This is a genomic window from Streptomyces sp. NPDC051180 (genome assembly GCF_040689545.1).
Lineage (GTDB): Bacteria > Actinomycetota > Actinomycetes > Streptomycetales > Streptomycetaceae > Streptomyces.
Map to the genome: position 1 here is coordinate 406,221 of NZ_JBFBBC010000004.1, position 24,217 is coordinate 430,437.

At 73.0% G+C, this 24,217-nt stretch carries 18 protein-coding genes; 4 read left to right on the plus strand and 14 right to left on the minus strand.

From position 1 onward, the window contains the following. Nucleotides 1–9 precede the first annotated feature (9 nt). From AB0424_RS10950 to AB0424_RS10960, 3 genes are all read right to left on the minus strand, one after another. Nucleotides 10–888 (minus strand): alpha/beta fold hydrolase, encoded by an 879-nt coding sequence (locus AB0424_RS10950; RefSeq protein ID WP_366304005.1) that lies wholly within the window; start codon nt 886–888, stop codon nt 10–12. A 180-nt stretch (nt 889–1,068) separates the two neighbouring features. After that, nucleotides 1,069–1,983: a hypothetical protein gene (locus tag AB0424_RS10955; RefSeq protein WP_366304007.1), complete on the minus strand. Its 915-nt coding sequence runs from the start codon at nt 1,981–1,983 to the stop codon at nt 1,069–1,071. A 59-nt stretch (nt 1,984–2,042) separates the two neighbouring features. After that, nucleotides 2,043–5,525 carry a DNA polymerase III subunit alpha gene (locus AB0424_RS10960; RefSeq protein ID WP_366304009.1) on the minus strand — a complete coding sequence of 1,161 codons (3,483 nt, stop codon included), beginning with the start codon at nt 5,523–5,525 and terminating at the stop codon, nt 2,043–2,045. A gap of 151 nt (nt 5,526–5,676) precedes the next feature. On the opposite strand from AB0424_RS10960, the gene AB0424_RS10965 reads away from it, so the two are divergent. Next, nucleotides 5,677–6,717 carry a DUF3533 domain-containing protein gene (locus tag AB0424_RS10965; RefSeq protein ID WP_366304011.1) on the plus strand — a complete coding sequence of 347 codons (1,041 nt, stop codon included), beginning with the start codon at nt 5,677–5,679 and terminating at the stop codon, nt 6,715–6,717. A 63-nt stretch (nt 6,718–6,780) separates the two neighbouring features. On the opposite strand, the gene adhE is transcribed toward AB0424_RS10965, so the two are convergent. The 9 genes from adhE to AB0424_RS11010 all read right to left on the minus strand — a co-directional run bounded on the left by adhE (nt 6,781) and on the right by AB0424_RS11010 (nt 18,112). Further along, complete coding sequence (gene adhE, locus AB0424_RS10970) at nt 6,781–9,375, minus strand: bifunctional acetaldehyde-CoA/alcohol dehydrogenase (RefSeq protein WP_366304012.1); 2,595 nt, start codon at nt 9,373–9,375, stop codon at nt 6,781–6,783. A 147-nt stretch (nt 9,376–9,522) separates the two neighbouring features. Next, entirely contained in the window at nt 9,523–10,311 is a 789-nt protein-coding gene (locus AB0424_RS10975; protein WP_366304014.1) for a DUF1684 domain-containing protein, read from the minus strand. Further along, the gene (locus AB0424_RS10980) at nt 10,308–11,630 is read right to left on the minus strand and encodes an NtaA/DmoA family FMN-dependent monooxygenase (RefSeq protein ID WP_366304016.1); all 1,323 of its coding nucleotides are present in this window, start codon (nt 11,628–11,630) and stop codon (nt 10,308–10,310) included. The genes AB0424_RS10975 and AB0424_RS10980 overlap by 4 nt, the downstream gene beginning before the upstream one ends. Further along, entirely contained in the window at nt 11,627–12,676 is a 1,050-nt protein-coding gene (locus AB0424_RS10985; RefSeq protein ID WP_366304018.1) for an LLM class flavin-dependent oxidoreductase, read from the minus strand. The genes AB0424_RS10980 and AB0424_RS10985 overlap by 4 nt, the downstream gene beginning before the upstream one ends. Nucleotides 12,677–12,705: 29 nt before the next feature. Next, nucleotides 12,706–13,680, minus strand: a complete 975-nt coding sequence (locus AB0424_RS10990) for an ABC transporter substrate-binding protein (protein ID WP_366304020.1) — start codon at nt 13,678–13,680, stop codon at nt 12,706–12,708. A gap of 44 nt (nt 13,681–13,724) precedes the next feature. Beyond that, a complete protein-coding gene (locus AB0424_RS10995) occupies nt 13,725–14,525 on the minus strand; it encodes an amino acid ABC transporter ATP-binding protein (RefSeq protein WP_366304022.1) in 801 nt (266 codons plus the stop codon). Continuing rightward, nucleotides 14,522–15,415 carry an amino acid ABC transporter permease gene (locus tag AB0424_RS11000; RefSeq protein WP_366304024.1) on the minus strand — a complete coding sequence of 298 codons (894 nt, stop codon included), beginning with the start codon at nt 15,413–15,415 and terminating at the stop codon, nt 14,522–14,524. Before AB0424_RS11000 ends, AB0424_RS10995 begins: the two co-directional genes overlap by 4 nt. Before the next feature lie 46 nt (nt 15,416–15,461). After that, nucleotides 15,462–17,267 carry an FAD/NAD(P)-binding protein gene (locus AB0424_RS11005; RefSeq protein WP_366304025.1) on the minus strand — a complete coding sequence of 602 codons (1,806 nt, stop codon included), beginning with the start codon at nt 17,265–17,267 and terminating at the stop codon, nt 15,462–15,464. Further along, nucleotides 17,264–18,112 (minus strand): amino acid ABC transporter permease, encoded by an 849-nt coding sequence (locus AB0424_RS11010; protein ID WP_366304027.1) that lies wholly within the window; start codon nt 18,110–18,112, stop codon nt 17,264–17,266. Before AB0424_RS11010 ends, AB0424_RS11005 begins: the two co-directional genes overlap by 4 nt. A 403-nt stretch (nt 18,113–18,515) precedes the next feature. On the opposite strand from AB0424_RS11010, the gene AB0424_RS11015 reads away from it, so the two are divergent. Next, nucleotides 18,516–18,995, plus strand: a complete 480-nt coding sequence (locus AB0424_RS11015) for a GNAT family N-acetyltransferase (protein ID WP_366304029.1) — start codon at nt 18,516–18,518, stop codon at nt 18,993–18,995. After that, entirely contained in the window at nt 18,992–19,966 is a 975-nt protein-coding gene (locus AB0424_RS11020) for an ABC transporter substrate-binding protein (protein WP_366304031.1), read from the plus strand. The genes AB0424_RS11015 and AB0424_RS11020 overlap by 4 nt, the downstream gene beginning before the upstream one ends. Before the next feature lie 23 nt (nt 19,967–19,989). Here AB0424_RS11020 and AB0424_RS11025 read toward each other — a convergent pair whose 3' ends face one another. Beyond that, nucleotides 19,990–21,273 carry a DUF5685 family protein gene (locus AB0424_RS11025; protein WP_366304032.1) on the minus strand — a complete coding sequence of 428 codons (1,284 nt, stop codon included), beginning with the start codon at nt 21,271–21,273 and terminating at the stop codon, nt 19,990–19,992. A gap of 311 nt (nt 21,274–21,584) precedes the next feature. On the opposite strand from AB0424_RS11025, the gene sepF reads away from it, so the two are divergent. Next, nucleotides 21,585–22,019, plus strand: a complete 435-nt coding sequence (gene sepF, locus AB0424_RS11030; RefSeq protein WP_366304034.1) for a cell division protein SepF — start codon at nt 21,585–21,587, stop codon at nt 22,017–22,019. A gap of 42 nt (nt 22,020–22,061) precedes the next feature. Here sepF and AB0424_RS11035 read toward each other — a convergent pair whose 3' ends face one another. Continuing rightward, nucleotides 22,062–23,921, minus strand: a complete 1,860-nt coding sequence (locus AB0424_RS11035; RefSeq protein WP_366304036.1) for an MFS transporter — start codon at nt 23,919–23,921, stop codon at nt 22,062–22,064. Nucleotides 23,922–24,217 lie beyond the last annotated feature (296 nt).

Sequence of the window (24,217 nt, forward strand, 5' to 3'; positions counted from 1 at the left end):
GTGTCCGCCCTAGCCGACGACCGAGAGGCAGGTCGTCGGGGTGGCGTGGGCCGGGTCGAGGGCGTTGGCGACCTCGTGGAAGGTGACCCGGTCCACCGTGCCGATGGCCACGTGCTCGGAGAGGTCGAGCGCGCACTTGTCCTGGATGAGGACGTTGGTGACGTTCGGGCCGGTCAGGAACTGCGAGCGCCACGGGGTGACGACCTCGTCGTACTGGCTCGCGATGACGTGGTAGCGGACGCCGGGCACGGTGTCGCCGCCCGCGTTGAGCTGGGTGATGAACGCCGAGCCGGCGATCTGGTCGGCGAGGCCGGGGGTCGTGGAGCTGATCAGGTCCTCGGCCCCGGGGAAGTACGGCAGGAGCTTGGTGAGGCCGAGGAGGGTGGTGCCGTGGTTGTCGGGGGCGATCCCGACGAGCGCGTTCACCTTCCCGGCCCCGCCGAGGAACTTGAGGTACCAGCGGGGCATCATGCCGCCCTGGGAGTGTCCGACGAGGTCGACCTCGGGGGCGCCGGTGGCGGCGAGGACCCGGTCGACGTAGGCGTCGAGCTGGCCCGCGGAGGCGGCGATGGGGCCGAGCCCGTTGAAGAAGGGCACGTTCGGCAGCTGGCCGTAGTCGAGCGAGAAGACGCAGTACCCGCGGTTCACGAGGTACGGCGCGAGAACGAGCCAGTTGTCGACGGAGTTGCCGAAGGTCCCGTGGACGAGGACGACGGGCCGCGGGTGGGCGGCGGAGGGCTTGCAGGAGAAGTCGTTCCAGCCACGGCTGGACGCGACGCCCGCCTCCTGGGCGGAGGCGGCGGCGGTGGGGGCGAGGGTGGCGGCGGCGGTCAGCAGCACGACGGACAGCGCTCTGACGGCGCGCTTCCAGGACTTCCGGGGCAGCATCGGGCGATCTCCTTGCGGCTCAAGGGGATGGTGGGGGTGCTGTGCCCTGCGGTCCGGACCACAAGTGGGGATGCGCCATGGGGGGGCGCTTCAGCCAAGCTACGCACCGGTAGCCTCGACTGGGAAGTTACGCGTCGGTAAAAACTGAGGTGTCGTCACGGCGTGCCCCCGGAAGCGTGATCAGGCCGCGAGCGAGCCCGGGAGGACCGCTCGCGGACCGAACTTCGCGCGGGCCAGGTCCGCCACCGCCTCGATGCGCCGGGCCTTTTCGTCCGCGGGGTCCAGGGACAGCTGGTGGGCGGAGCCCTCGGCGTCCGTGAGTCCCTCGGCGCGCAGCGCGATGCCCCGGACCCGGGCCCGCTGGAGGCCGAGGGAGTCGTGGACGGCGTACGCGAGGGCGGTGAGCGCGGCGGTGTGGGCGGTCGGTTCGGGCAGGGCGCGGCTCCGGGTCGTCGTGGTGCGGTCGGCGTACCGCACGGTGACCGCGAGCGAGCGGCACACCTGTCGCTCCGTCCGCAGCCGGGCGCCGAGCTCGGCGGCGAGGGAGAGGAGCGCTCTGCGGTGCGCGTCCCGGTCGGTCTCGTCGTGCGGGAAGGCGCGCTCGGCCGCGGCCGAGCGGGCGGCGGCGTTCGGGACGACGGGGGTGCGGTCGACTCCCCGGGCCCGTTCCCACAGTTCGCGGCCGGCCTTCGCGCCGACGAGCCGCTGGAGGACCGCGAGCGGCGCGTCCGCGACGCGGCCCGCGGAGTCGAGTCCGTAGCCGCAGAGGGTGCGGGCGGTGGCGCGGCCGACGCCGTCGAGCGCGACGACCGGCCGGTCCCGCAGGAAGGCCGCCGGGTCGTCGACGACCAGGGTGACGCCGGGCCGGGCGTCGCGGGCCGCCATCCGGGCGAGCATCGGGTTGGGTCCGGCGCCGATGACGCAGTCGACGCCGTGGAGGGCGAGCGCCCTGACCCTGATCACCGCGGCGAGTTCGGCGGGGCCGCGCCCGAAGTAGCGCAGCGCGCCGCCCATGTCGGCGAGCAGGCTGTCGGGCGGGGCCGCCTCGACGACGGGGGTGAACTCGCCGAGCAGGTCGACCAGTCGGGGCAGCATCACCTCGGCCCCTCCGCCCGGGGAGGGGGACGTCTCGAGGCGGAGTCGTACGCAGAGGATCATCCCGCGCTCCCGGGGCTGCTGTGCCAGAGTTTCCGCGCCGGGGTGGCGGCGCCTTCCCCGGCGGGCCGGAGGTCGGCCCAGGGGTTCATCTCGTAGCCGGTGGGCAGGGTGATGCGCCGGCCGTCGTCGGTGCTCTCCGCGGCGGGCGGGGTCTCGGCGAGCCGCTCCCCCACCGCTTCCAGGCCGCCGGCCGCACGGAGTTCGGCCAGTTCGGCGAGGTTCCAGGCGGCGGAGCCGACGACGCTGAGGCTGCGCGGTCCGCGGCGCTGCACCACGCCCCGGACCAGGAGCAGCCAGGAGTGGAAGACGGTGTGGGCGCAGGCCGCGTGGGCGTCGTCGAAGAAGGCGAGGTCGACCAGGCCGGTGCCGTCGTCGAGGGTGCTGAAGATGACGCGCTTGCCGGACCGGATCGGTGGGGTCTGGGTGGCGGCCTTGGCGCCGGCGACCAGGACGGTCCGGCCGTGGGGGGTGTCGCGCAGCCGCCGGGCGGTGACGACGCCGAGTTCGCGGAGGAAGGCGTGGTGGTCGTCCATGAGGTGGCGGGAGGCGTCCATGCCGAGGATGCCGAGTTCGGCGCTGAGGCGTTCGGTCTCGTCGAGGTCGGGCAGGCCGACGGGGGCGGTCTTCCCGCCCTGGGCGAAGGGCAGTTGACCGCCGTGGGAGGCCGCGCCGCGCTGGACGCGCCGGAGTTCGGCGAGGTGGAGCAGGAGGTCGCGGCGGTTGGCGCCGAAGGCGTCCAGGGCGCCGACCTGGGCGAGGCGTTCGGCGACGGGGGTGCGGGGGCGGGCCCGTTCCCAGAAGTCGAGCAGGGAGGCGTAGGGCTGTCCGGCCTCGATCCGGCCGCTCTCGGCCTCGCTGATGCCGTGGACGTCGGTCAGGCCGAGCCGGAGTCCCCACACCGAGGGCTCGTCGGACACCAGTTCGATACGGTGGGCGACCGCCGACCGGTTCACGTCGAGCGGCAGCACCGGCACTCCGCGCCGCCGCGCGTCCGCGAGCAGCAGCCGCTTGGGGTACATGCCGGGGTCGTGGGTGAGCAGCCCGGCGTAGAAGGCGGCCGGGTGGTGCGCCTTGAGCCAGGCGGACTGGTAGGTCGGCACGGCGAAGGCGACCGCGTGCGCCTTGCAGAAGCCGTACGAGCCGAAGGCGGCGACGATCTCCCAGGTGCGGGCGACGGTGTCGGCGTCGTAGCCGCGCAGCGCGGCGAGCCGCCCGAACCAGACCTTGATCCGGCCCTGCGACTCGGGGTCCGAGAGCCCGCGCCGCACCTGGTCGGCCTCGTCGCGGCCGCAGCCGGTCATGATCCGGACGATCTCGATGATCTGCTCGTGGAAGACGACCACGCCGTACGTCTCCTTCAGCGCCTCCTCCAGGTCGGGGTGCGGGTAGCGGACGGGGGCGCGGCCGTGCCGGGCCTCGATGAAGGGGCGGACCATGTCGGCGGCGACCGGACCGGGCCGGAAGAGCGAGATGTCGACGACCAGGTCGTCGAAGGTGGCGGGCTGGAGCCGGCCGACCAGGTCGCGCTGGCCCGGGGACTCGATCTGGAAGCAGCCGAGGGTCTCCGTGGAGCGGATGAGCCGGTACGTCTCGGGGTCGCCGTCGGGGATCGCGTCGATGTCCACGCGTCCGCCCGTGGCCCGCTCGACCTCGGCGACGGCGTGGGCCATCGCGGACTGCATCCGCACCCCGAGGACGTCGAGCTTGAGCAGCCCGAGGTCCTCCACGTCCTCCTTGTCGAACTGGGACATGGGGAAACCCTCGCCGCTGGTGGGGACCACGGGGGTGCGGGTGAGCAGCGAGCCGTCCGAGAGGAGGACCCCGCAGGGGTGCATGGCGGTGCCGCGGGGCAGCGCGTCGAGCGCCTCGACCAGCTCCCAGAACCGGCCGTACCGCTCCCCGTCGCGGCGCGTCTCCCCCGCGAGCTCGCGCAGCTCGGGCAGCTCGTCGAGGGCGGCGAGCGCGTCCCGGGCGCGGATGTGCGGGAACGCCTTGGCGATCCGGTCGATCTCGGCCGGGTCCATGGAGAGGGCCGCGCCCACGTCCCGTACGGCGTGGCGGACGCGGTAGGTCTCGGGCATGGCGACGGTGGCGACCCGGGCGGTGCCGAAGCGGTCGATGATCGCCCGGTAGACCTCCAGGCGGCGGGCGGACTCGACGTCGACGTCGATGTCGGGGAGGGCGGTGCGGCGCTTGGAGAGGAACCGTTCCATCAGCAGGCCGTGCCCGACCGGGTCGGCGTGGGCGATGCCGAGGAGGTGGTTGACGAGGGAGCCCGCGCCGGATCCCCGGGCGGCGACCCGGATGCCCATGGACCGGACGTCGTCGACGACCTGGGCGACCGTCAGGAAGTAGGTGGCGAAGCCGTGGTGGGCGATGACGTCCAGCTCGCGGTGCATCCGGTCCCAGTAGGCGCGCCGGTTCCCGTACCCCTTCAGGACCATGCCGGCGGCGGCCCGGGAGGCGAGGACGCGCTGGGCGGTGCGGTGCTCCGCGCCGACGAGGTGCGGTTCGGGGAAGTGCGCGGAGCCGATGCCGAGGTCGTCCTCGGGGTCGACCAGGCAGGCGGCCGCGACGGCCGCGGTCTGTTCGAGCAGCCGGTGGGCGGCGTCGCGGCGGAAGCCCGCGGCCTCGACGATCCGCTCGGCGGCGGCCAGCATGCCGTCGGTGTCCGCGGCCCCGTGGGCGCCGCGGGTCCCTTCGGCCCCCTTGAGCCACGCCTCGCCGCTGTCGAGCTCCTTGCGGGGGTCGACGGGGACGAGCCGGCGGGCGGAGTCGAGGACGTCGGCGACCGGCCCCTGACCGGGGTCGGCGTAGCGGACGGCGTTGGTGAGGACGGGCCGGACGCCCTGCTCGGCGGCGAAGCCGACGGTACGGGCGGCGAGCCGCAGGGAGCCGGGCCCGGTGCCGGGGCGCCCGTGGTGGACGGCCGCCAGGCGCAGTGCGTCGCCGTACCGCTCACGCCAGGGGGCGAGCAGCCGGGCGGCCCGGTCGGGGCGGCCGGCGGCGAGGGCGCGGCCGACGTCGGAGTCGGGGCCGAGCAGGACGGACACGTCGTCGTCGCGCAGGGCCGTCCAGGGCAGCAGGGGGCGTTCCCCCTCCCCGGCGTGGGCGGCGGTGATCATCGCGCAGAGCGAGGTCCAGCCGGCGCGGGAGCGGGCGAGGAAGACGGCGCGGGGCGCGGACTCGTCGACGAAGGCCCCGCCGCGCACGGGCACCCGCCGGGCGGAGCCCCGGTCGAGGGCGGGTCCGGGGGCCTCGGGGAGCGCGTACGTGAGGTCCACGCCGAACAGGGGGCGGATGCCCTCCTTCGCGCATGCCTTCGCGAAGCGGATCGTGCCGGCGAGGGTGTCGCGGTCGGTCAGGGCGAGTGCGTCCATGCCCCGCTCGGCGGCGCGTGCGGCCAGCCGTTCGGGGTGGGAGGCACCGTAGCGCAGGGAGAAGCCCGACGCGGCGTGCAGGTGCGTGAATCCCGGCATGGCTGGCGCACCTCCCGCACTCCGCGTCGAATTCGTACGTACGTTCTCACCCCCGGAGTCCCAGCCTAGCCTATTTTCGAACATCCGTACGATAACCCGTTCGGGCTTGCCCCACCTGCGGAAACACCGCCCTCCCCGGAGCCTGGGGGGCATGAGTCTCGTCGATGAACTGAAAAGCGCCGTCACCCCACGGGCCGCCCTGCTCGTGGTCGGCGTCTTCGCCCTCCAGCTCCTGTTCATCACCTCGTACGTCGGGGCCCTGCACAATCCGAAACCCGTGGACGTCCCCTTCGGCGTGGTCGCCCCTCAGCAACAGGTCGCCACCGTCCTGAACGACCGGCTGGAGAAGCTGCCCGGCGACCCCCTCGACCCGCGGGTGGTCGCCGACGAGGCCGAGGCGCGCGACCAGATCATGGAACGGGAGATCGACGGGGCCCTGATCGTCGACCCCCGGGGCCGCACCGACACCCTGCTCGTCGCCTCGGGCGGCGGCACCGTGCTCGCCTCCACCCTGGAGTCGCTGTTCACGAAGGTCGAAGCCGCCCAGGGGCGCACGGTGCGGACCGTCGACGTGGCCCCGGCCTCCCCGCAGGACTTCGACGGGCTCTCCGCCTTCTACCTGGTCGTCGGCTGGTGCGTCGGCGGCTACATCTGCGCCGCGATCCTGGCGATCAGCGCGGGCTCGCGGCCCGCGAACCGGGAGCGGGCGATCATCAGGCTCGGGGTGCTCGCCCTCTACGCGGTGCTCGGCGGACTCGGCGGCGCGATCATCGTCGGCCCGATCCTCGGCGCCCTGCCCGGCAGCGTCGCGGCCCTGTGGGGCCTCGGCGCCCTGGTGGTCTTCGCCGTCGGCGCCGCCACCCTCGCCCTGCAGTCGGTCTTCGGGATCGTCGGCATCGGCCTGGCGATCCTGCTCATCGTGATCGCCGGCAACCCCAGCGCGGGCGGCGCCTTCCCCCTGCCGATGCTGCCGCCGTTCTGGCGGGCGATCGGCCCGTACCTGCCACCGGGCGCGGGCACCTGGGCGGCCCGCTCCATCGCGTACTTCAAGGGCAACGACATGACCGCCTCCATGGTGATCCTGTCGGTCTGGGCGATCGTCGGCTCGGCCGTCACCCTGGTGATGTCCTCGGTGAAGCGGCACCCGAAGGAGGACCCGATCGCCGCGGAGGTCGGCGAGGTCCGCCCGTAGGCCCACGCGGACGGCAGGAGGGCCCCCGCCGGACGGCGGGGGCCCTCCTGCCGTCGGGCGAACCTAGGCGCCGTAGTAGGCCCGGGTCATGAGTTCCTTCATCTCGCCGATCATCGGCATCCGCGGGTTGGCGGGCGCGCACTGGTCGGCGTAGGCGTTCATCGCCTGCTGCGGAAGGGCCGCGAGGAAGGCCGCCTCGTCGACGCCCTCCTCCCGGAACGAGGCCGGGATGCCGCACCGGGTGCGGAGCTCCTCGACCGCGCGGGCGTAGGACTCCACGCCCTCGGCCGGGGTCGCGGCCGGCAGGCCGAGCATCCGCGCGATCTCCTGGAACCGCTCCGGGGCCCGGTAGACCTCGGCCTTCGGCCACGGCACGGCCTTGTGGGTGACGGTGCCGTTGTGGCGGATCACGTGCGGGAGGAGCAGCGCGTTGGTGCGGCCGTGGGCCACGTGGAAGGTGTTGCCGAGGGTGTGGGCCATGGCGTGGACCAGACCGAGGAAGGCGTTGGCGAAGGCCATGCCGGCGATGGTGGACGCGTTGTGCATCCTCTCCCGGGCCTCGGGCGCCTGCGCGCCCCGCGTCACACAGGTCTCCAGGTTCTCGAAGACCAGCCGGATCGCCTGGAGGCACTGCCCGTCGGTGAAGTCGTTGGCGTAGGCCGAGACGTACGCCTCGGTGGCGTGGGTCAGGGCGTCGAAACCGGAGTCGGCGGTGACCGTGGCCGGGAGGTGCAGGGGAAGGAGCGGGTCGACGATGGCGACGTCCGGGGTGAGCGCGTAGTCGGCGAGGGGGTACTTCTGCGCGGCCTCGGGGTCGGAGATCACCGCGAAGGGGGTGACCTCGCTGCCGGTGCCCGAGGTGGTCGGGATCGCGACCAGCTTCGCCTTCTCGCCGAGCTTCGGGAAGCGGTAGGCGCGCTTGCGGATGTCGAAGAACTTCTCCCTGGCGTCCGCGAACTCGACCTCGGGCCGTTCGTACATCAGCCACATGATCTTCGCCGCGTCCATCGGGGAGCCGCCGCCGAGGGCGACGACGGTGTCCGGCTCGAAGTCCCGCATGGCGGCGGCGCCGGCCCGGACGGTGGCGAGTTCCGGATTGGGCTCGACGGAGTCGATGACCTGGACGGCGACGGGCTCCGGACGTCCGTTCAGGATGTCGGTGACCTTGCCGACGAAGCCGAGGTCTCCCATGGTCCGGTCGGTGACGATCGTGACGCGGTGGACGTCCTCCATCTCGCCGAGGTAGCGGATGGCGTTGCGCTCGAAGTAGATCTTCGGCGGCACCTTGTACCACTGCATGTTGGTGGCGCGCCGTCCGATCCGCTTGATGTTGAGCAGGTCGACGGCGGTGACGTTGTCCGAGACCGAGTTGCGGCCGTACGAGCCGCAGCCGAGGGTGAGCGAGGGGAGGAAGGAGTTGTAGACGTCGCCGATGCCGCCGAAGGTGGAGGGGGCGTTGACGATGACCCGGATCGCCTTGACCCGCCGGCCGAACTCCTCGGCGAGCTCCTCGTCCTCGGTGTGGACGGCCGCGCTGTGGCCGAGGCCGTGGAACTCCACCATGCGGGCGGAGAGTTCGAGGCCGTGCTCGGTGGAGTCGGCCCGGAGGACGGCCAGTACCGGGGAGAGCTTCTCGCGGGTGAGCGGTTCGCCCTCGCCGACCTCGGCGCATTCGGCGAGGAGGACGGAGGTGTCCTCGGGGACCTCGAAGCCCGCCTGTCCGGCGATCCAGTGCGCGGACCTCCCGACCACGTCCGCGTTGAGCCGGGCGCCCGCGCAGCCGGTGGACCAGGCGGTGGCGCCGAAGACGTACTCCTCCAGCTTGGTCTTCTCGGCGGCGGTGACGACGTGGGCGCCGAGCCGCTCGAACTCGGCGATGCCCTCCTCGTAGATCTCGGTGTCGAGGATGACGGCCTGTTCGGAGGCGCAGATCATGCCGTTGTCGAAGCACTTGGAGAGCACGATGTCGTGGATGGCGCGCGGGAGCCTGCCGCTCCTGGTGACGTACGCCGGGACGTTCCCGGCACCCACGCCGAGGGCGGGCTTGCCGCAGGAGTAGGCGGCCTCGACCATCGCGTTCCCGCCGGTGGCGAGGATGGTGGAGACGCCCTCGTGGCGCATCAGGAGGCCGGTGGCCTCCATGGAGGGCTCCTCGATCCACTGCACGCACCCCTCGGGCGCGCCGGCGGCGACGGCGGCGTCGCGGACGATCCTGGCGGCCTCGGCCGAGCACTTCTGCGCGGAGGGGTGGAAGGCGAAGACGATCGGGTTGCGGGTCTTGAGGGCGATGAGGGCCTTGAAGACCGTGGTCGAGGTGGGGTTGGTGACCGGGGTCATCGCGCAGACGACGCCGACGGGTTCGGCGATCTCGGTGATGCCGCTCGGTTCGTCGCGGCGGACGACTCCGACCGTCTTCAGTCCGGCCATGGAGTGGGTGACGTGTTCGCAGGCGAAGAGGTTCTTCACCGCCTTGTCCTCGAAGAGGCCGCGGCCGGTCTCCTCCACGGCGAGCCTCGCCAGGTCGCCGTGCGCGCCCAGCGCGGCGAGCGACGCCTTCTTGACGATGTGGTCGACCTGCTCCTGGTCGAAGGACTCGAACCGGTCGAGCGCCCCGAGGGCCGCCCGCACCAGTCCGTCCACCATCTCCTTGGCCTCCATGACAGGCACTCCTTCCGGGTCCCTTGGTCCGATGCCTCCATTCGACACCCGATGACCTGGGAAAAAGCCGGGAGAAGGACCTTGGAGGAGGGGCCGGAGGTCCTTTTGTGAACGCATTCACAAAAGGACCTCCCCACGAGGGACTGGTCAGGCGGGGTTCAGCCGCCGCTCGCCGGCCGGCACCGCGGTGTCGAGCGTGTTCCCCGGCGGCGGGAAGGGGCAGAGGAAGTGGTCCACGAAGGCGCACGGCGGCAGCAGGGCCCGGTTGAAGTCCACCGTCACCGAGCCGTCCGCCGCGGGGACGTCGGGCCGGAGGAAGCGGAAGCGGTAGCTGTCCCGGCCGCTGGTGGCGTCGGCGAAGACGGCCCAGAGGGTGCCGTCGTCCTCGACGGCCACCTGGAGGACGTGCTCCCCGCCGTGCAGCTCGAAGGAGAGCTCCCCCGACAGCCCCAGACCGCGTTCGACCCCGTCGGCGTTCTCCACCCGCACGCTGCGCCGCGCCTCGTACGGGCGGTAGACGCCGGGCACCGACCAGCGCTCGTCGTACGGGGTGGCCTCGATGCCCCGGAAGGCGCGGCGCGCCTCCGAACCGGGATCGAAGTCCCGTACGGCCCAGAGCCCTTCGCGCCGCAGGACCACGAGGCGGCGGCCCGCCGCCTCGACCCGGGACTCGTGGATCGGGCCGTGGTCGGCTCCCAGCCGGACCGTGCCCTCGAAGGGCTTGCCGTCGACGGTGAGCCCGTCCTCGGCGACCGCGGTCAGGGCCACCTCGTCGCCGTCCTCCCGCCATACGCCGGGGACACCCGGCACGCGGCCCTCCGGCGCGTCCGAGAGCCAGTGGGTGCCCGTGAGGGAGAGCGGGCCGTACGAGGACGAGACCGCCGCGTCCCGCTGTTCGTGCCAGTGCTGCCAGTCCTGCCGTGGATCCGTGCTCATGGTGTTCCACCCTTCCACACGGGCTCGGGAAGCCCGAGGTGCGAGCGCAGCGTCGTGCCGGAGTACTCCGTACGGAAGACACCCCGCTCCTGGAGCAGGGGCACGACCCGGTCGACGAAGTCGTCGAGGCCGCCCGGAGTGAGGTGCGGGACGAGGATGAAGCCGTCGGCGGCGTCCGTGACGACGAACTCCTCCAGGGCGGCGGCGACCGTCGCCGGGGAGCCGACGAAGGACTGCCGGCCGGAGGACTCGATGACCGTCTGCCGGATCGACAGGCCCTTGGCCTCGGAGAGCGCCCGCCACTTCCGGGCCACCGCCACGGGGTCGGCCACCCGCACCCGGCCCTGGACGAGCGTCGAGTCCGGGTCGGGGTCGACGTCGGGGAGGGGGCCGTCGGGGTCGTAGCCGGAGAGGTCGCGGCCCCAGATCTGTTCCAGGGCGAGGATCGCGTTCTGCGGGGAGACCTGCTGCCGGCGGATCTCGGCGGCCCGCTCCTGCGCGTCGGCGTCGGTGTCGCCGAGCACGTAGGTCACCCCCGGCATGATCTTCAGGTCGCCGGGCTCCCGTCCGTACCGGGCGAGCCGCCCCTTGACGTCGGCGTAGAACTCCCGGCCCGCCTCCAGGGTGGAGTGCCGGGTGAAGACCACGTCGGCGCCCGAGGCCGCGAACTCCCGCCCCTCGGGGGAGTCACCGGCCTGGATGACGACCGGATGCCCCTGCGGGGAGCGCGGGACGGTGAAGCCGCCGCCGATCCGGAACTGCGGCCCGTCGTGGGAGAAGGGCAGCTGGGCGCCGTCCGGCGTCCAGGAGTCCCACAGCTCCCGGGCCGTCGCGAGGAACTCGGCGGCCCGCGTGTACCGGTCGGCCCGGTCCAGGTAGCCGCCGCGCCGGAAGTTCTCGCCGGTGAAGGCGTCCGAGGAGGTGACGACGTTCCAGGCGGCCCGGCCCGCGCTGAGGTGGTCGAGCGAGGCCAGCCGCCGGGCCAGTTCGTACGGCTCGTTGAAGGTGGCGTTGACCGTGGCGGCCAGCCCGAGCCGGTCGGTGACGGCGGCCAGCGCGTTCAGGACGGTGATCGACTCCGGCCGGCCGACGACGTCCAGGTCGTGGACGCGTCCGGCGTGCTCGCGCAGCCGCAGCCCCTCGGCCAGGAAGAAGAAGTCGAAGAGGCCGCGCTCCGCCGTCCTCGCGAGGTGCTCGAACGAGGAGAAGTCGATCTGCGAACCGGACCGCGGATCGGCCCAGACGGTCGTGGAGTTGACGCCGGGGAAGTGCGCGGCGAGATGGATCCGCTTCCCGCCCCCGGCCCTGCCCGTGCTCATGGGCGCGCTCCCGTCGTGGCGTACTGGCTGACGGGGCGGGCGAGTCCCAGGTGGTCGCGGAGGGTCGGCGCCCCCGCTCCCCCGTCGCCGTCGGCTCCCGCGTAGGCCACGCGGAAGAGACCGCGCTCCACGAGCCGGGGCACGGTCACCGCGGTGAACCGCTCCAGGTCCCGCGCGGGCACGGCCGGCACGAGGTGGAAGCCGTCGACCGCCCCGCCGCCGTGCCAGCCGGCGATCAGTTCGGCGAGTGCCCCGGGCCCGCCCTCGTACGCGTCGAGATCGACGGTCAGCGAGAGGAGCACCCGCAGCCGGCCGGGGTCCCGGCCGTGCGCGCGGGCCGCCCGGTGCAGTTCGGCCCGGAGGCCCGCGGCCTCCTCCGCGGAGGAGGCGCGGACCAGCACCACGTCGGCGTGGTGGGCGGCGGTGTCCCGGGCGGCCGGGCGGGTGGCGTCGACGACGGTCACCGGGTTGCCCTGCGGGGGCCGGGGGACGATCGAGGGACCCTTGACCGAGAAGGTGGCCCCCTGGAAGTTCACGTGGTGCAGCTTGCGGCGGTCGACGAACCGGCCGGTCACCACGTCGCGTATCTCGGCGTCGTCCTCCCAGCTGTCCCACAGCTTGCGGGAGACCTCGGCGACCTCTCCCGCCTCCTGCCACAGCTCGGTGGTGGGCGGTGCCGGGCGGCGGCCGAAGAGCCGGGCCTCGGCCCCGGTCGGGGAGACCTCGATCCGCCAGCCGGCCCGGCCGCGGCTGACCCAGTCGAGGGTGGCGACGGCGGCCTGGACGTGGAAGGGCTCGGTGTGGGTGGTGGTCACGGTCGGGACGAGGCCGACCGAGCGGGTCTCGGGCGCGACCCGGGCGAGGACGGCGAGCGCGTCCAGGCCGGGCCGGGCGAAGGAGTCGTCATGGGTCACGAAGTCGAGCGCGGCGGCCTCGGCGAGCCGGGCGAGCGCGACCGTGCGGGCGGCGGTGTCCGGGCCGGGCTCGGCCCGGCCGGAGCCCGGGGCGAGCTCCGCGGCGAGGTGGAGCGGTCGGGTGCTGGTCATGCGGTCTCTCTCGGAGCAGGCGGGGAGGGTCAGTTCTTGGTGCGGGGCAGGCCGGGCGGGTTGATCTCCGACTTCGGGACGGCCTCGCCGGTCAGGCCCCACCGCTTGAGGACCTGGGCGTAGGTGCCGTTCTCGACGATGTGGTCGATGGCGGCCGCGTAGGCGGCGACGAGACCGCTGTCCTTCTTCGTGGTGGCGGCGATCTTGCCCTGGAGTCCGGTGCCCGCACCGGAGAACGTGCCGACGGCCTCGGTCTGTCCGGCGGAGGCCACGTGGTACGCGACGGTGGGGTTGGGGCCGAGGTAGCCGTCGATGCGGCCGGACTGGAGGGCGAGGTAGTAGTCGGTGGTGTTGTCGTAGTACTTGATGTCGACGCCCTTGCGGCCGGCCTTCTCGTTCTGCCGGGACCAGTCGACGAGGATCTTCTCCTGGTTGGTGCCGCTGCCGACCGCGATCCGCTTGCCCGAGACGTCCTCGGGGCCCTTCACCGTCCAGCCGGACCCCTTCTTCGCCTCGAAGGCGAGGTCGTCGAGGCGGTAGGTGGCGAAGTCGTACTTGTCCTTGCGCTCCTCGGTCACGGTGACGTTGGAGAAGACGCCGTCGTACTTGCCGCTGTCCAGGCCGACGAAGAGGTTCTCCCAGGAGACCGGGTTGAACTCGGGCTTCAGGCCGAGGGTGTCGGCGACCAGGGTGGCGATGTCGAGCTCGACGCCGATCAGCGTCTTGTCGTCCGTGGCGCGGAAGGCGAGCGGCGGGTTGCTCTTGGCGGAGACGCCGAGGACGAGGGTGCCTCTCTTGCGGACGGCCTCCGGGAGCTTTCCGGCGATGGCGTCGACCTTGGCGGTGTGGACGCGCTTCTGGTCGGGGCCGATGTTGATGCCGGTGTCCTTCTGGCCCTCCGGCTTGATCTCGTTGACGGCGGCGTCGCCCGAACCGCAGGCGGTGAGGACCCCGAGGGCGGTGAGCGAGGCGAGGGCGGTGAGGAGGGTGCGGCGGGACGTCATGGCGATGCTCCTTGGATGAGAGGGAGGTGCGGGAGGGAACGTGGTCAGAGGACCTTGGAGAGGAAGGCGCGGGTGCGCTCGTGGCGCGGGCTGTCGAGGACCTCGGCGGGCGGGCCCTGCTCGACGATCCGGCCCTCGTCCATGAAGACCACGGTGTCGGCGACCTCGCGGGCGAAGCCGATCTCGTGGGTGACGACGATCATGGTGGTGCCGGACGCGGCCAGGTCCTTGATGACGTCGAGGACCTCGCCGACCAGCTCGGGGTCAAGTGCGGAGGTCGGCTCGTCGAAGAGCAGCAGGCCGGGTTCGAGGGCGAGCGCGCGGGCGATGGCGACCCGCTGCTGCTGTCCGCCGGAGAGCTGCTTGGGGTACGCCTCCGCCTTGTCGGCGAGTCCGACGCGGTCGAGCAGGCTCCGGGCCGCGGCCTCGGCCTCCTTGCGGGGGCGCTTGAGGGCCGAGACGGGCGCCTCGACGATGTTCTCCAGGACGGTGAGGTGCGGGAAGAGGTGGAAGTTCTGGAAGACGAAGCCGATGCGGGTGCGCTGCCGGAGGATCTCGCGCTCGCGCAGCTCGTACAGCTTGTTCCCGGAGCGGCGGTAGCCGACGAGGACCCCGTCGACGCTGACCGTGCCGCCATCGACCTTCTCCAGGTGGTTGATGGTCCGCAGCAGCGTCGACTTGCCCGAGCCGGAAGGGCCGAGGACGACGGTGACCTCGCCGGCCCGCACGTCGAGGTCGATGCCGCGCAGCACGTGCAGGGGGCCGAAGTTCTTGTGGACGGCGCGGATCTCGACCTTGGCGGTGGCGGACTCGGCGGCGGGTTCGGCGGTGGTGACGGAGCTCATCGGACGCTCCCCTTCGCGTAGTGGCGTTCGACGTAGTGCTGGACGACGGAGAGCGCGGTGGTGAGCAGGACGTACCAGGCGGTGGCGACCATCAGGAGCGGCACGACCCGGCCGTTGCGGCCGTAGACGACCTGCACCTGGTAGAAGAGTTCGCCGATCGCCATGACGGAGACGATCGAGGTGCCCTTGAAGAGCGAGATGATCTCGTTGGCGGCGTTGGGCAGGATCGAGCGCATCGCCTGCGGCAGCACGATCCGCCGGACCTGGCGGAGCTTGGGGATGCCGAGGGCGGCCGCAGCCTCCAGCTGGCCGTCGTCCACGGCGAGGACGCCGCCCCGGACGATCTCCGCGGCGTAGGCGGCCTGGTGCAGGGCGAGCCCGAGGACCGCGGCGCCCATCTCGCCGACCAGGCCCATCGTGTCGAAGGAGAGGAAGCTCGGCCCGAAGGGGACGCCGATGCTCAGCTCCTTGTAGAGATAGGCGAGGTTGAACCAGAAGAGCAGCTGCACGATGAGCGGGATCGAGCGGAAGGCCCAGATGTAGGCGAAGGCCACCGACCGCAGGAACGGGCTGGCCGACAGCCGCATGAAGGCGAGGACGATGCCGATCGCGAAGCCGAGCGCGGTGCCGTAGAAGGTGAGCTGGAGGGTGACCCAGACGGCCTGGAGGATCGTCTCCGTGGTGAAGAAGGCGGCGAAGACGTCCCACTCCCAACCGGGGTTGGTCACCAGACCGTGGCCGAACTGCACGAGCAGGACGGCGGTGGCGGCGACCGCGACCCAGCGCCAGGGATGGCGTACGGGAACGACGACGAGTCGCTGTTCGGTTGCTGACGGAGCGGGGGTGGGAGCCGGTTTCTGCACGTCGGCGTCGGTGCTGGTGAGAGCCATGGCGGTTCCTCGGAAGGGGCGGGCGGGCGGCGGGGGGAGCGCGGGATCAGGCGCTCAGCGGCGCGGGGAGGCGACACTCCCGGTCGCGCAGGAAGACCAGCGCGGCGCGCGCGGTGACGTCGTTCTGCCCGAAGGCGACACCGCCGGTACGGGGACGGGTGAAGGCGCCCCCGGCGCGGGCGGTGGTGTGCGGGCCCAGGGCGAAGCGGCGCGGGTGCGGGCGCCCGTCGCGCTCCACGATCCGTCCGTCGGCGGGGTCGACCACGAGGAGGCCGCTCGCGGTCGCCCGGGCCCCCTCCTCGTACAGCGCGCGCAGCAGCGGGCTGCCGGTGAGTTCAAGGGTGGGGTCGGGGAGCCGGGCCTCGACCAGGGCGCGGGCCTCGGTCCACTCCCCCGGCACGGCGGTCGACGCGGCCCGGAAGACCCCGCGCTCCTCGTCGGTCTCGACGGTGACCCGGGGGCCGAGGAAGCGGACGACGCCGGCCCGGGAGAGCGCGAGGAGCTGCCGCAGCCGGGGACCGGGCGGTCCGGAGGCGAGGTAGCTGAAGAAGCCGTGCCACCAGCCGCCGAGGTCCACGTGCTGCCCGAGCCGCAGGAGCTGGCCGTAGACGGAGAGCAGTCCGGCGAAGACGGCGGCGTCGGGGCTGTGCGCGGGGTCGTGGCGGCGGTTCAGGTCCTCGCCGATGTAGTCGCGCAGTCCGTGCTGGAGCGCCTCTCCGGAGGCGAAGCGGATGCCGTCCAAGGGGTGGTCGAGGGCGTCGAGGTCGAGCCGGTCGGCGGGGTCGGGGACGGCTGCGGCGACGACCGCGGCCAGTTCGGCACCGCCCGGCGGGGCCTGCTCGTACGCCTTTTCGAAGTCGCTCCAGGCCAGCGAGGTCCGCTCGGGGTGGGTGGAGAAGAGCCGGTGGTAGTGGGCCCAGCCCAGCTCCTTGTCGACGAGCGGCCACACGTCGCGCCCGAAGTCGACGGGCGCGGTCCTCCGCAGCAGGGCGTCGGTCTGCTCGGGGCCGAAGAAGCGCGGCAGCGGGGGCCGTTCGCCGTCGAGGACGTACCCGATCTTCGAGTGGTACGGGACGCCCCGCCGCGATCCGACGTGCAGCACCGGCTCCCGGCCCGAGGGGACGTAGACCAGGGCGTCGCCCTCGCCCTCGTACCGGCCGCCGCGGCCCTCGGTGAGCAGCACCATCAGGTCCACGAAGGCGAGTCCGAGGCCCCGGACGAGGACGGGCTCGCCGGCGCGCAGCGCGCCGAGGTCGGTGTCGGCGGTGAAGTCGGGCGGCAGGTGGACGAGCCGGTGGCGGGCGGCGAAGGCGGCGAGTTCCCGCTGCTCGTGGTCGGGTTCGGCGTCGAGGTGGCCGACGGTGAGGACGACGAGGTCGGCGAGGAGGGGGACGGGGCTGCCCTCCAGCCAGACCCGCTGGCGTCCCTCGCGGGGGCCGCCGATCCGCAGCGCGGTGGTGCGGTGTTCGTGGACGGTGACACGGGCGGGCAGCGCGTCGCGGGCCCGCTCGTACACCCAGCGCAGGTAGGCGCCCTGCTGGGGGCGGGTCGGGAAGGTGCGGCCCTCGATGCCGGCCCATTCGGCGAGTGTGGGGCCGGGACGGACGGGTCCGTCCAGCCGCACGGTCTCGTCGGTGAACATCGTGACGTCCTCGGCCTGGGAGTTCATCCAGAGCAGCGGGGACTGTCCGGTGCGCCAGATCCGCCCGGGGCCCGGCGGGTGCGGGTCGACGAGGTGGACGGTCAGCGGGCCGTCGCCGTACAGCTCGGGCAGGTTGGCGGCGAGCCGCTCCAGGAAGCCGGTCCCCCGCGGCCCGGCCCCCACGACGACGATCGACGGGCCGGGGCTCATCGGGCACCGGCCGTTCCGCGGGCGTAGTGCCGCTCGACGTAGTGCTGGCCGATGCCGAGGACCGAGGTGACGGCGACGTACCAGAGGGTGGCGACGAGGAGCAGCGGGATGATCTCGTACGTGCGGTGGTAGACGAGCTGGGTCGAGTAGAGCAGGTCCTGGACGGCGATGACGGAGACGATCGAGGTGCCCTTGAGGGTGCCGATGAGCATGTTCCCGGCCGGCGGGACGATGGCGCGCATGGCCTGCGGCAGCACGATCCGGGAGAGCCGGCGCCACCGGCCGAGGCCGAGGGACTCGGCGGCCTCGATCTGGCCGCGGTCGACGGAGAGGATGCCGCCGCGCACGACCTCGGCGGCGTAGGCCGCCTCGTGCAGGGTGAGGCCGATGACGGCGACGGCGACCGGGCCGAGGAGGTTGACCGTGTCGACGCCGAGGATCTGCGGGTAGAGCACGCCGATGTTGAACCAGAAGAGCAGCTGGACCAGGATCGGGGTGGACCGGAAGAACCAGATGTATCCCCAGCCGACCGCGCGCAGAACCGGGTTGGCGGAGAGCCTGAGGACGGCCAGCAGGGTCCCGAGGACGAAGCCGAGGGCCATCACGAGGGCGGTCAGCCACAGCGTCAGGCCCAGTCCGCGCAGGACGGACGCGGAGGTGAAGTACTGGGCGACGACGTCCCACTGGAAGGCCCTGTTGCGCACGACGGAGACGAGGCCGAGCGCGAGCAGGACGAGGAGGAGGGTCGCGGCGACCCACTGCCCGGCACGGCGGGTGGGGACGACTCGGAGGTTCGGTTCGGCCGGCGGGGCCGTGGAGGGGGTCTTGACGAGGGTCGCGGACATGCGAAGGCTCCGTCGATGCCAGGGGGCGGATCGAACACGGGAGTGCGCCTTCACATGCGCAGAGCGCGGATCCGGGCCCCTCAGCCCGATCCGCCCTTCGAGGCTATGCGGTCAACACGCCCTGCTGTCAAGGGTGTCCGCACTGTGAGCCGTACGTCTCACCGTAGTTGACGCGCGACCGGATGCCTGTTCCACTGGGGCCATGCATCCGCAGCAGCTCGTCACGCGCTCCCACATCGACTTCGGTCGCGTGTGGTCCTCCTCCTGTTGAGCCGACCCGCTGTTCTGCCCTGCCCGCGTGTTCCTCTCCGCGGCGCCTTCACATCCGGGCACCCCGTGGGTGCCTGAGCCCTCCCCTCCCCTCGCCTTGCCCTTGTGCCCTCCTTCGCCCTGAAGGACCTTCATGACCTTCGCGTTGTCCGTGCACCGGACCACGACCGCAGACCCGCTCGCCCGTCCGCTCTTCGAGGAGCTGGCCCACGAGTACACGACCCGGTACGGCTCCCCGCACGATCTGACCAGCTACCCGTCGGAGGAGTTCCTCCCTCCCCACGGCGCCTTCCTGCTCCTCCTGGAGCAGGGCCGGCCCGTGGCGGGAGGCGCCTACCGCCGCTACGACGACCACACCGCCGAACTGAAGCGGATCTGGACGCACTCGGCGCACCGGAGGCGCGGGCTCGCCCGCCGCGTCCTGACGGTGCTCGAACGGGAGGCCGCCGCCCGCGGCTACTCCCGCGTCTTCCTGACGACCGGCCCGCGCCAGCCGGAGGCCAAGGGCCTCTACCTGGCGAGCGGCTACCGCCCGCTGTTCGACGTGACCGCCGATCCCGAGTCGATCGGCCCGCTGCCGTTCGAGAAATTCCTGGAGAACCCGAGACCATGAGCACGCGCACGAGTTCCGCAGCCCGCACCACCGTCGCGTTCGCCCTGATCACCGCCGCCACGCTCACCCTCACCTCGTGCACGGGAGGCGACCCCGCGACGGCCCCCGCCGGCGCGTCGGGGGCGCCGGGGGCGGCGAAGGGCGCGCTCCCGACCGAGGACGTGGTGGCGGCGGTCCGGAAGAACGAGGCCGCGGCCGCGCTGCTGCCGGCCGAGGTGCGGCAGCGGGGCAGCCTCACCTTCGCGGCCTCGGTCGCGACCCCGCCCAGCTCCGCCTATCTGCCCGACGGGACGACCGTGGTGGGCGTGGACGCCGACTTCTCGGCCGCCGTGGCGAAGGCGCTCGGCCTGGGCCTCAAGCGGGAGGTGGTCGGCTTCGAGGCGATCCTGCCGGCGCTCGGCAGCGGCAAGTACGACGTCGGCACCGGGAACTTCGGCGTGACGGAGGAGCGGCGCAGGACGATCGACTTCGTCACCTACATCAACGACGGGCAGGGGTTCGCGAGCCGGTCCGACAGCGCGCTGACGGCCGTCACCGACCTCACCCAGCTGTGCGGTCTCAAGGTGGCGGTGAACGCCGGCACCACCTTCGAACGGACCCTGGAGAAGAACAGGGGCCGGTGCGCGGAGGCCGGCAGGAAGCCGTACGAGGTGAACGTCTACAGCGAGACGGGCGCGATCTGGATGTCGCTCCGGCAGGGCCGCAGCGACGTCGTGATGAACACGATCAACGGCGTGCGGTACGCCGTGACGCAGCAGCAGGGCGTGAAGTTCCTCAACGAGTACCGCCGGCTCGACGTCGGCTTCGCCTTCAAGAAGGGCACGCCGCTCGCGCCGGCGTTCCAGGCGGCGGTCAACGGTCTGAAGGCCGACGGGACGTACGACCGGATCCTGCGGAAGTGGGGCGTGACGGCGTCGGGCATCGCGCGATCGGAGATCTCCCCGCCGGAGATCCCGGCGCCGACGAAGTAGCGGCGCCGGGACCCGACGGCACGTCAGCAGTCGCAGCCGCAGTCACAGCAGCAGCCGTCGCCCTCGCAGCATGAGGAGCAGTTGCTGCAGCAGTCACAGCAGTCGCAGCAGCTCCCCGGGTCGCACTGCTGGCAGAGCCCCTCGCGCCGCTGGCGGCTCCAGGGGTCCTCGAAGGTGCCGCAGCACATCTGGCAGGTGCAGGCAAGGCCGATCCAGAGGGCGCAGCCGGCGATCAGCCCGCGCCGGTTCGGGGGGCCGGGCGGGAAGGGCCCCCCGGGGCCTCCGGGACCGCCGGGGCCGGGGGCGTACGGACCGCCGGGGCCGGCCGGACCGCCGGGGGCGTACGGGTTGCCGGGTCCCGGGCCGTGCGGTGTGGCGTACGGGTTGCCCGGCACAGGTCCGTGCGCGTGCGGGGCGCCCTGCCCCTGCGCCGCCCCGGTGTGCGAGCAGCTCGTCGTGCCGAAGGCGCGGTCCACGGAGGTGCGGAGCTCGTGGGCGAGGAGGACGTGGACCAGCTTGCCGTCGGCGAACTCCGCGTCCTTCAGGGCGAGACGTATGCCGTGCAGGGCGTCGTCGGCGAGCCTGCGGGCCTCCTCGCGGGAGGTGCCGGTCGCGGTGAGCGGGTTCCAGGCGCCGCTCGCCGCGTCGGCGCTCTGGTCCTCGACGGCGTCGAGGAGGTGGGCGAGCCGGCCGAAGAGGCGGCCGGCCTCCGCGAGCGGCTCCGCGTTCCCGGGGCGTCCGGCGAGGACGGCGGTGTGCGCGAAGGCGGCCGCGGTCGCGGTCTCGGTCGGCTCGGTGACGGCGAGCAGCGGGGTGCCGGGGCCCGCGAGGGCCTCGATGCCGGTCTGCCGGTCGACCGCGTCGACGAGGACGGCGGTGTCGAAGCCGAGGGCGCGGCCGGTCCTGGCCCCGGCCCGGTCCCAGGAGCGGGCGACCCGGCGGGCGGCCGCGGCGACGGGCCGACGGGCCAACAGGCCGTCCCGGTCGGCGACGTGGTCCCGCACCTTCGCCGAGGCGAGGACGAGCGAGACGGCGGCGGCGAGCCGGGCGCCCTCGCCCTGGGCGACCGGGGCGGTCCGCATGCCGCGCAGCGGGCAGGGCCCCGCGGTGCGGCGGCCGCTCTCGACGGCGCCCGTCTGAGCCTCCGTCAGGACCGAGACGATGAGTCCGTCGTAGTTGGTGACGACCCGGGCGAACTGTCCGTGGTCCGCGCGGAGCGCCAGGCAGAGGCCGCAGAGATGGGCCATCCACTCAGCCTTCAGGCCGTCGGTGAGCCGGTGCGCGCAGGGCCTGACGATGCCGAACAAGTGACTCCCCCGTGGATGGTGCGATGTGCCGCCGCGCGGCCTCGCGGCATCGTAGCGAGCCGGGCCGTTCACCCGTACGCGCCCACCGTCACCCTTCCGGCCCGACTTTCATATTTTCAGCTACATGGCCCTCCTTCAGGGCCCGCATACCGCAGGATTCCTGACGAATCGCCAGAAAGAGGCCCTCACGTTCTGCACCAGTACCGTCACGAATCCCCTGCGCGCCGACTATCCACTTGGCGCGCGATCCGCATCATGAAGGACGATAGGGATTGCGGAACCACAAGTGACCGCGCTGAAAGGAGGCGTCCATGGGATCGGTGCGCAAGGCGAGTGCCTGGCTGGGACTCGTCGAGGACAACGACGAGCGTTACTACGACGACGAGTACGCCGACGGTGCCGAGAGCGGCGACGCCTGGGTGACGGACCCCCGGGTCCGTGTCGCCACGGACACCGCCGAGGAGCGGGGCCGCCGGATCGCCACCGTCTCCCCGGACGGCTTCCGGGACGCCCGGGGCATCGGCGAGCTCTTCCGGGACGGCGTTCCGGTGATCGTGAACCTGACCGCGATGGAGCCGAACGACGCCAAGCGCGTCGTCGACTTCGCCGCCGGCCTCGCCTTCGGCCTGCGCGGTTCGATCGAGCGGGTGGCCACGCGGGTCTTCCTGCTGACCCCCGCCGACACCCAGATCGTCACCGGCGAGTCGGGCCGGCGCCGCCAGGACGGCTTCTTCAACCAGAGCTGACCGGGTCCGCCGGCCCGGCTCGGCGACTCCCGGGACACCGGGTCAGTGCGCCGGGCGCCCCGAGCCGGCGGGCTCGATCGCTTCCCGGGTCGCGGGCACCCGCGGCTCGGCCGTCTCCGGCCGCTCGCCCCGCTCCGGCGACTCGACGGCCACCGCGTCCGGCATCCCGGCGCGTTCCGCGGCCGCGCGTCCGGCCAGGGCCGTCGCACCGGCGGACGCCACGTCGCCGGCGAGGCCCGTCGCACCTCCGCGCCGGTCGGCCCCCGCACCGCCCGACGCCCTCTCCGGGTCCGCCGTCCGCGCCTTCGTCGGCTCCGGCACGAGGACGTCGGTGTACTCCGCGTCCGGCCCGTGGGGATCCGCCGGACACTCCATGACACGCGGCAGCCGCCGGGCCATCAGCGCGCCCAGGAGAAGCAGTCCGGCGCTGACGCAGAGGGTCACGTGCAGGCCGTTGACGAAGGCGTGCCGGGCCGCCTGGTGCAGCGCCCCGCCGGCCGCGCCGCCGAGCCGGTCGGCGACCTGGTACGCCTCGCCGAGCGAGTTCGCCGCGGCCCGGCTCGCCTCCTCGGGCACCCCCGGCACCCCGTCGAGCCCCGGGGCGTACGCCGCGTTCATCACGCTGCCGAGCAGGGCGATGCCCATGCCGGCGCCGAGCTGGTACGAGGTCTCGCCGATCGCGGCCGCGCCGCCCGCGCTCTGCGGCGGCGCCTCGCTGAGCATCGACTCGTACGCAGAGAAGAGCGTGGTCTGCAGGCCGAAGCCGAGCAGGACGAAGCCGACCGTGAGCAGCAGCGGACGGTCGTGCTGTCCCATCAGGGTGAGCAGCAGCACGGCGGCGGCGGTGAGCACGAAGCCCCAGCAGACCATCCGGCGCGGCCCGATCCTGCGCAGGGTGTACGAGCCGGTGGCGCCGGCGGCCATGGCGGCGAAGGTGAGCGGCAGCAGCCGCAGGCCGGTCTCCAGCGGGCTGAGCCCGATGACCAGCTGGAGGTACTGGACGGCGATGAGCTCCAGGCCGACCAGGGCCAGCATGCCGATGACGATGCAGCCGACGGAGGTGGTGAAGGCCGCCCGGGAGAAGAGCCGGAGGTCGATCAGCGGGTGCGGGCGCCGGCGCTGGCGGCGTACGAAGAGGACGAGGAGCGCGGCGCCGACGAGGAGGGGGCCGGCGGTCGGGAGGGCGAGCAGCGGGTCGCCGGCCCCCGCGCGCTTCACGCCGAGGACGCAGCCGAGGACGCCGGCCGCGGCCATGAGGGCGCCGAGGACGTCCCAGGGGCCGTCGGCGCCGCCCCGGGACTCCGGGAGGAGCCGGCGGCCGAGCGGGAGGATGAGCGCCATCAGCGGGATGTTGATGAGGAAGACGGAGCCCCACCAGTAGTGCTCGACGAGGAAGCCGCCGAGTACGGGTCCGGTGGCGGCGCCGATCGCGGCGACGGCGGTCCAGATGCCGATGGCGGTGGCGCGCTCGCGCCGGTCGGGGAAGACCGTCCGGAGGATCGAGAGCGTCGCCGGCATGATCATCGCGCCGCCGACGCCGAGCAGCGCGCGGGCCGCGATGAGGACCGAGGGCTCGGTCGCGAGGGCGGCGATCGCCGAGGCGATGCCGAACAGGGCGTAGCCGAGGAGGAGGACCTTCCGGCGCCCGACGCGGTCGCCGAGCGTGCCGAAGAGGATCAGCAGCGAGGCGCAGATGAGCGGATAGGCGTCGACGATCCAGAGCAGCGCGGTGGAGCTGGGGCGCAGGTCCTCGGTGAGCGAGGGGACGGCGACGTGGAGGATGGTCGCGTCGAGGGCGACCAGGAGGAGGCTGACGCAGAGGACGACGAGGACGACCCAGCGGTTGGCGCTTCTGCCGGCAGCGGCACGGAGTGGTCCTTGGGCCGTGTTCGTCCGCGACATGTACGTACCTCCCAGTGAAGCTCTCGCGCTCGGCGGGCCCCGACCAGGGCTTATGCCCTCGGGGCGGCCCGGCATCGACGGGCGAGTGAGCCGTCAGCGTACGCGAGTTCAAGCCCCGAGCGCGTGGTGCAGCTCTCACCTCGGCGAGGCTCGCGGTGTGGCGTACGCCACTCCGGACACCCCGCGCTTCGCATGGAATTCCGTACGGACGCGCGTTTGAGGAAATTCCGTCGCCTTCAAACACCCTTACGAAATCGACCCTTCGACAATAGGGCGGAAGGTCATGTGATTTCCCG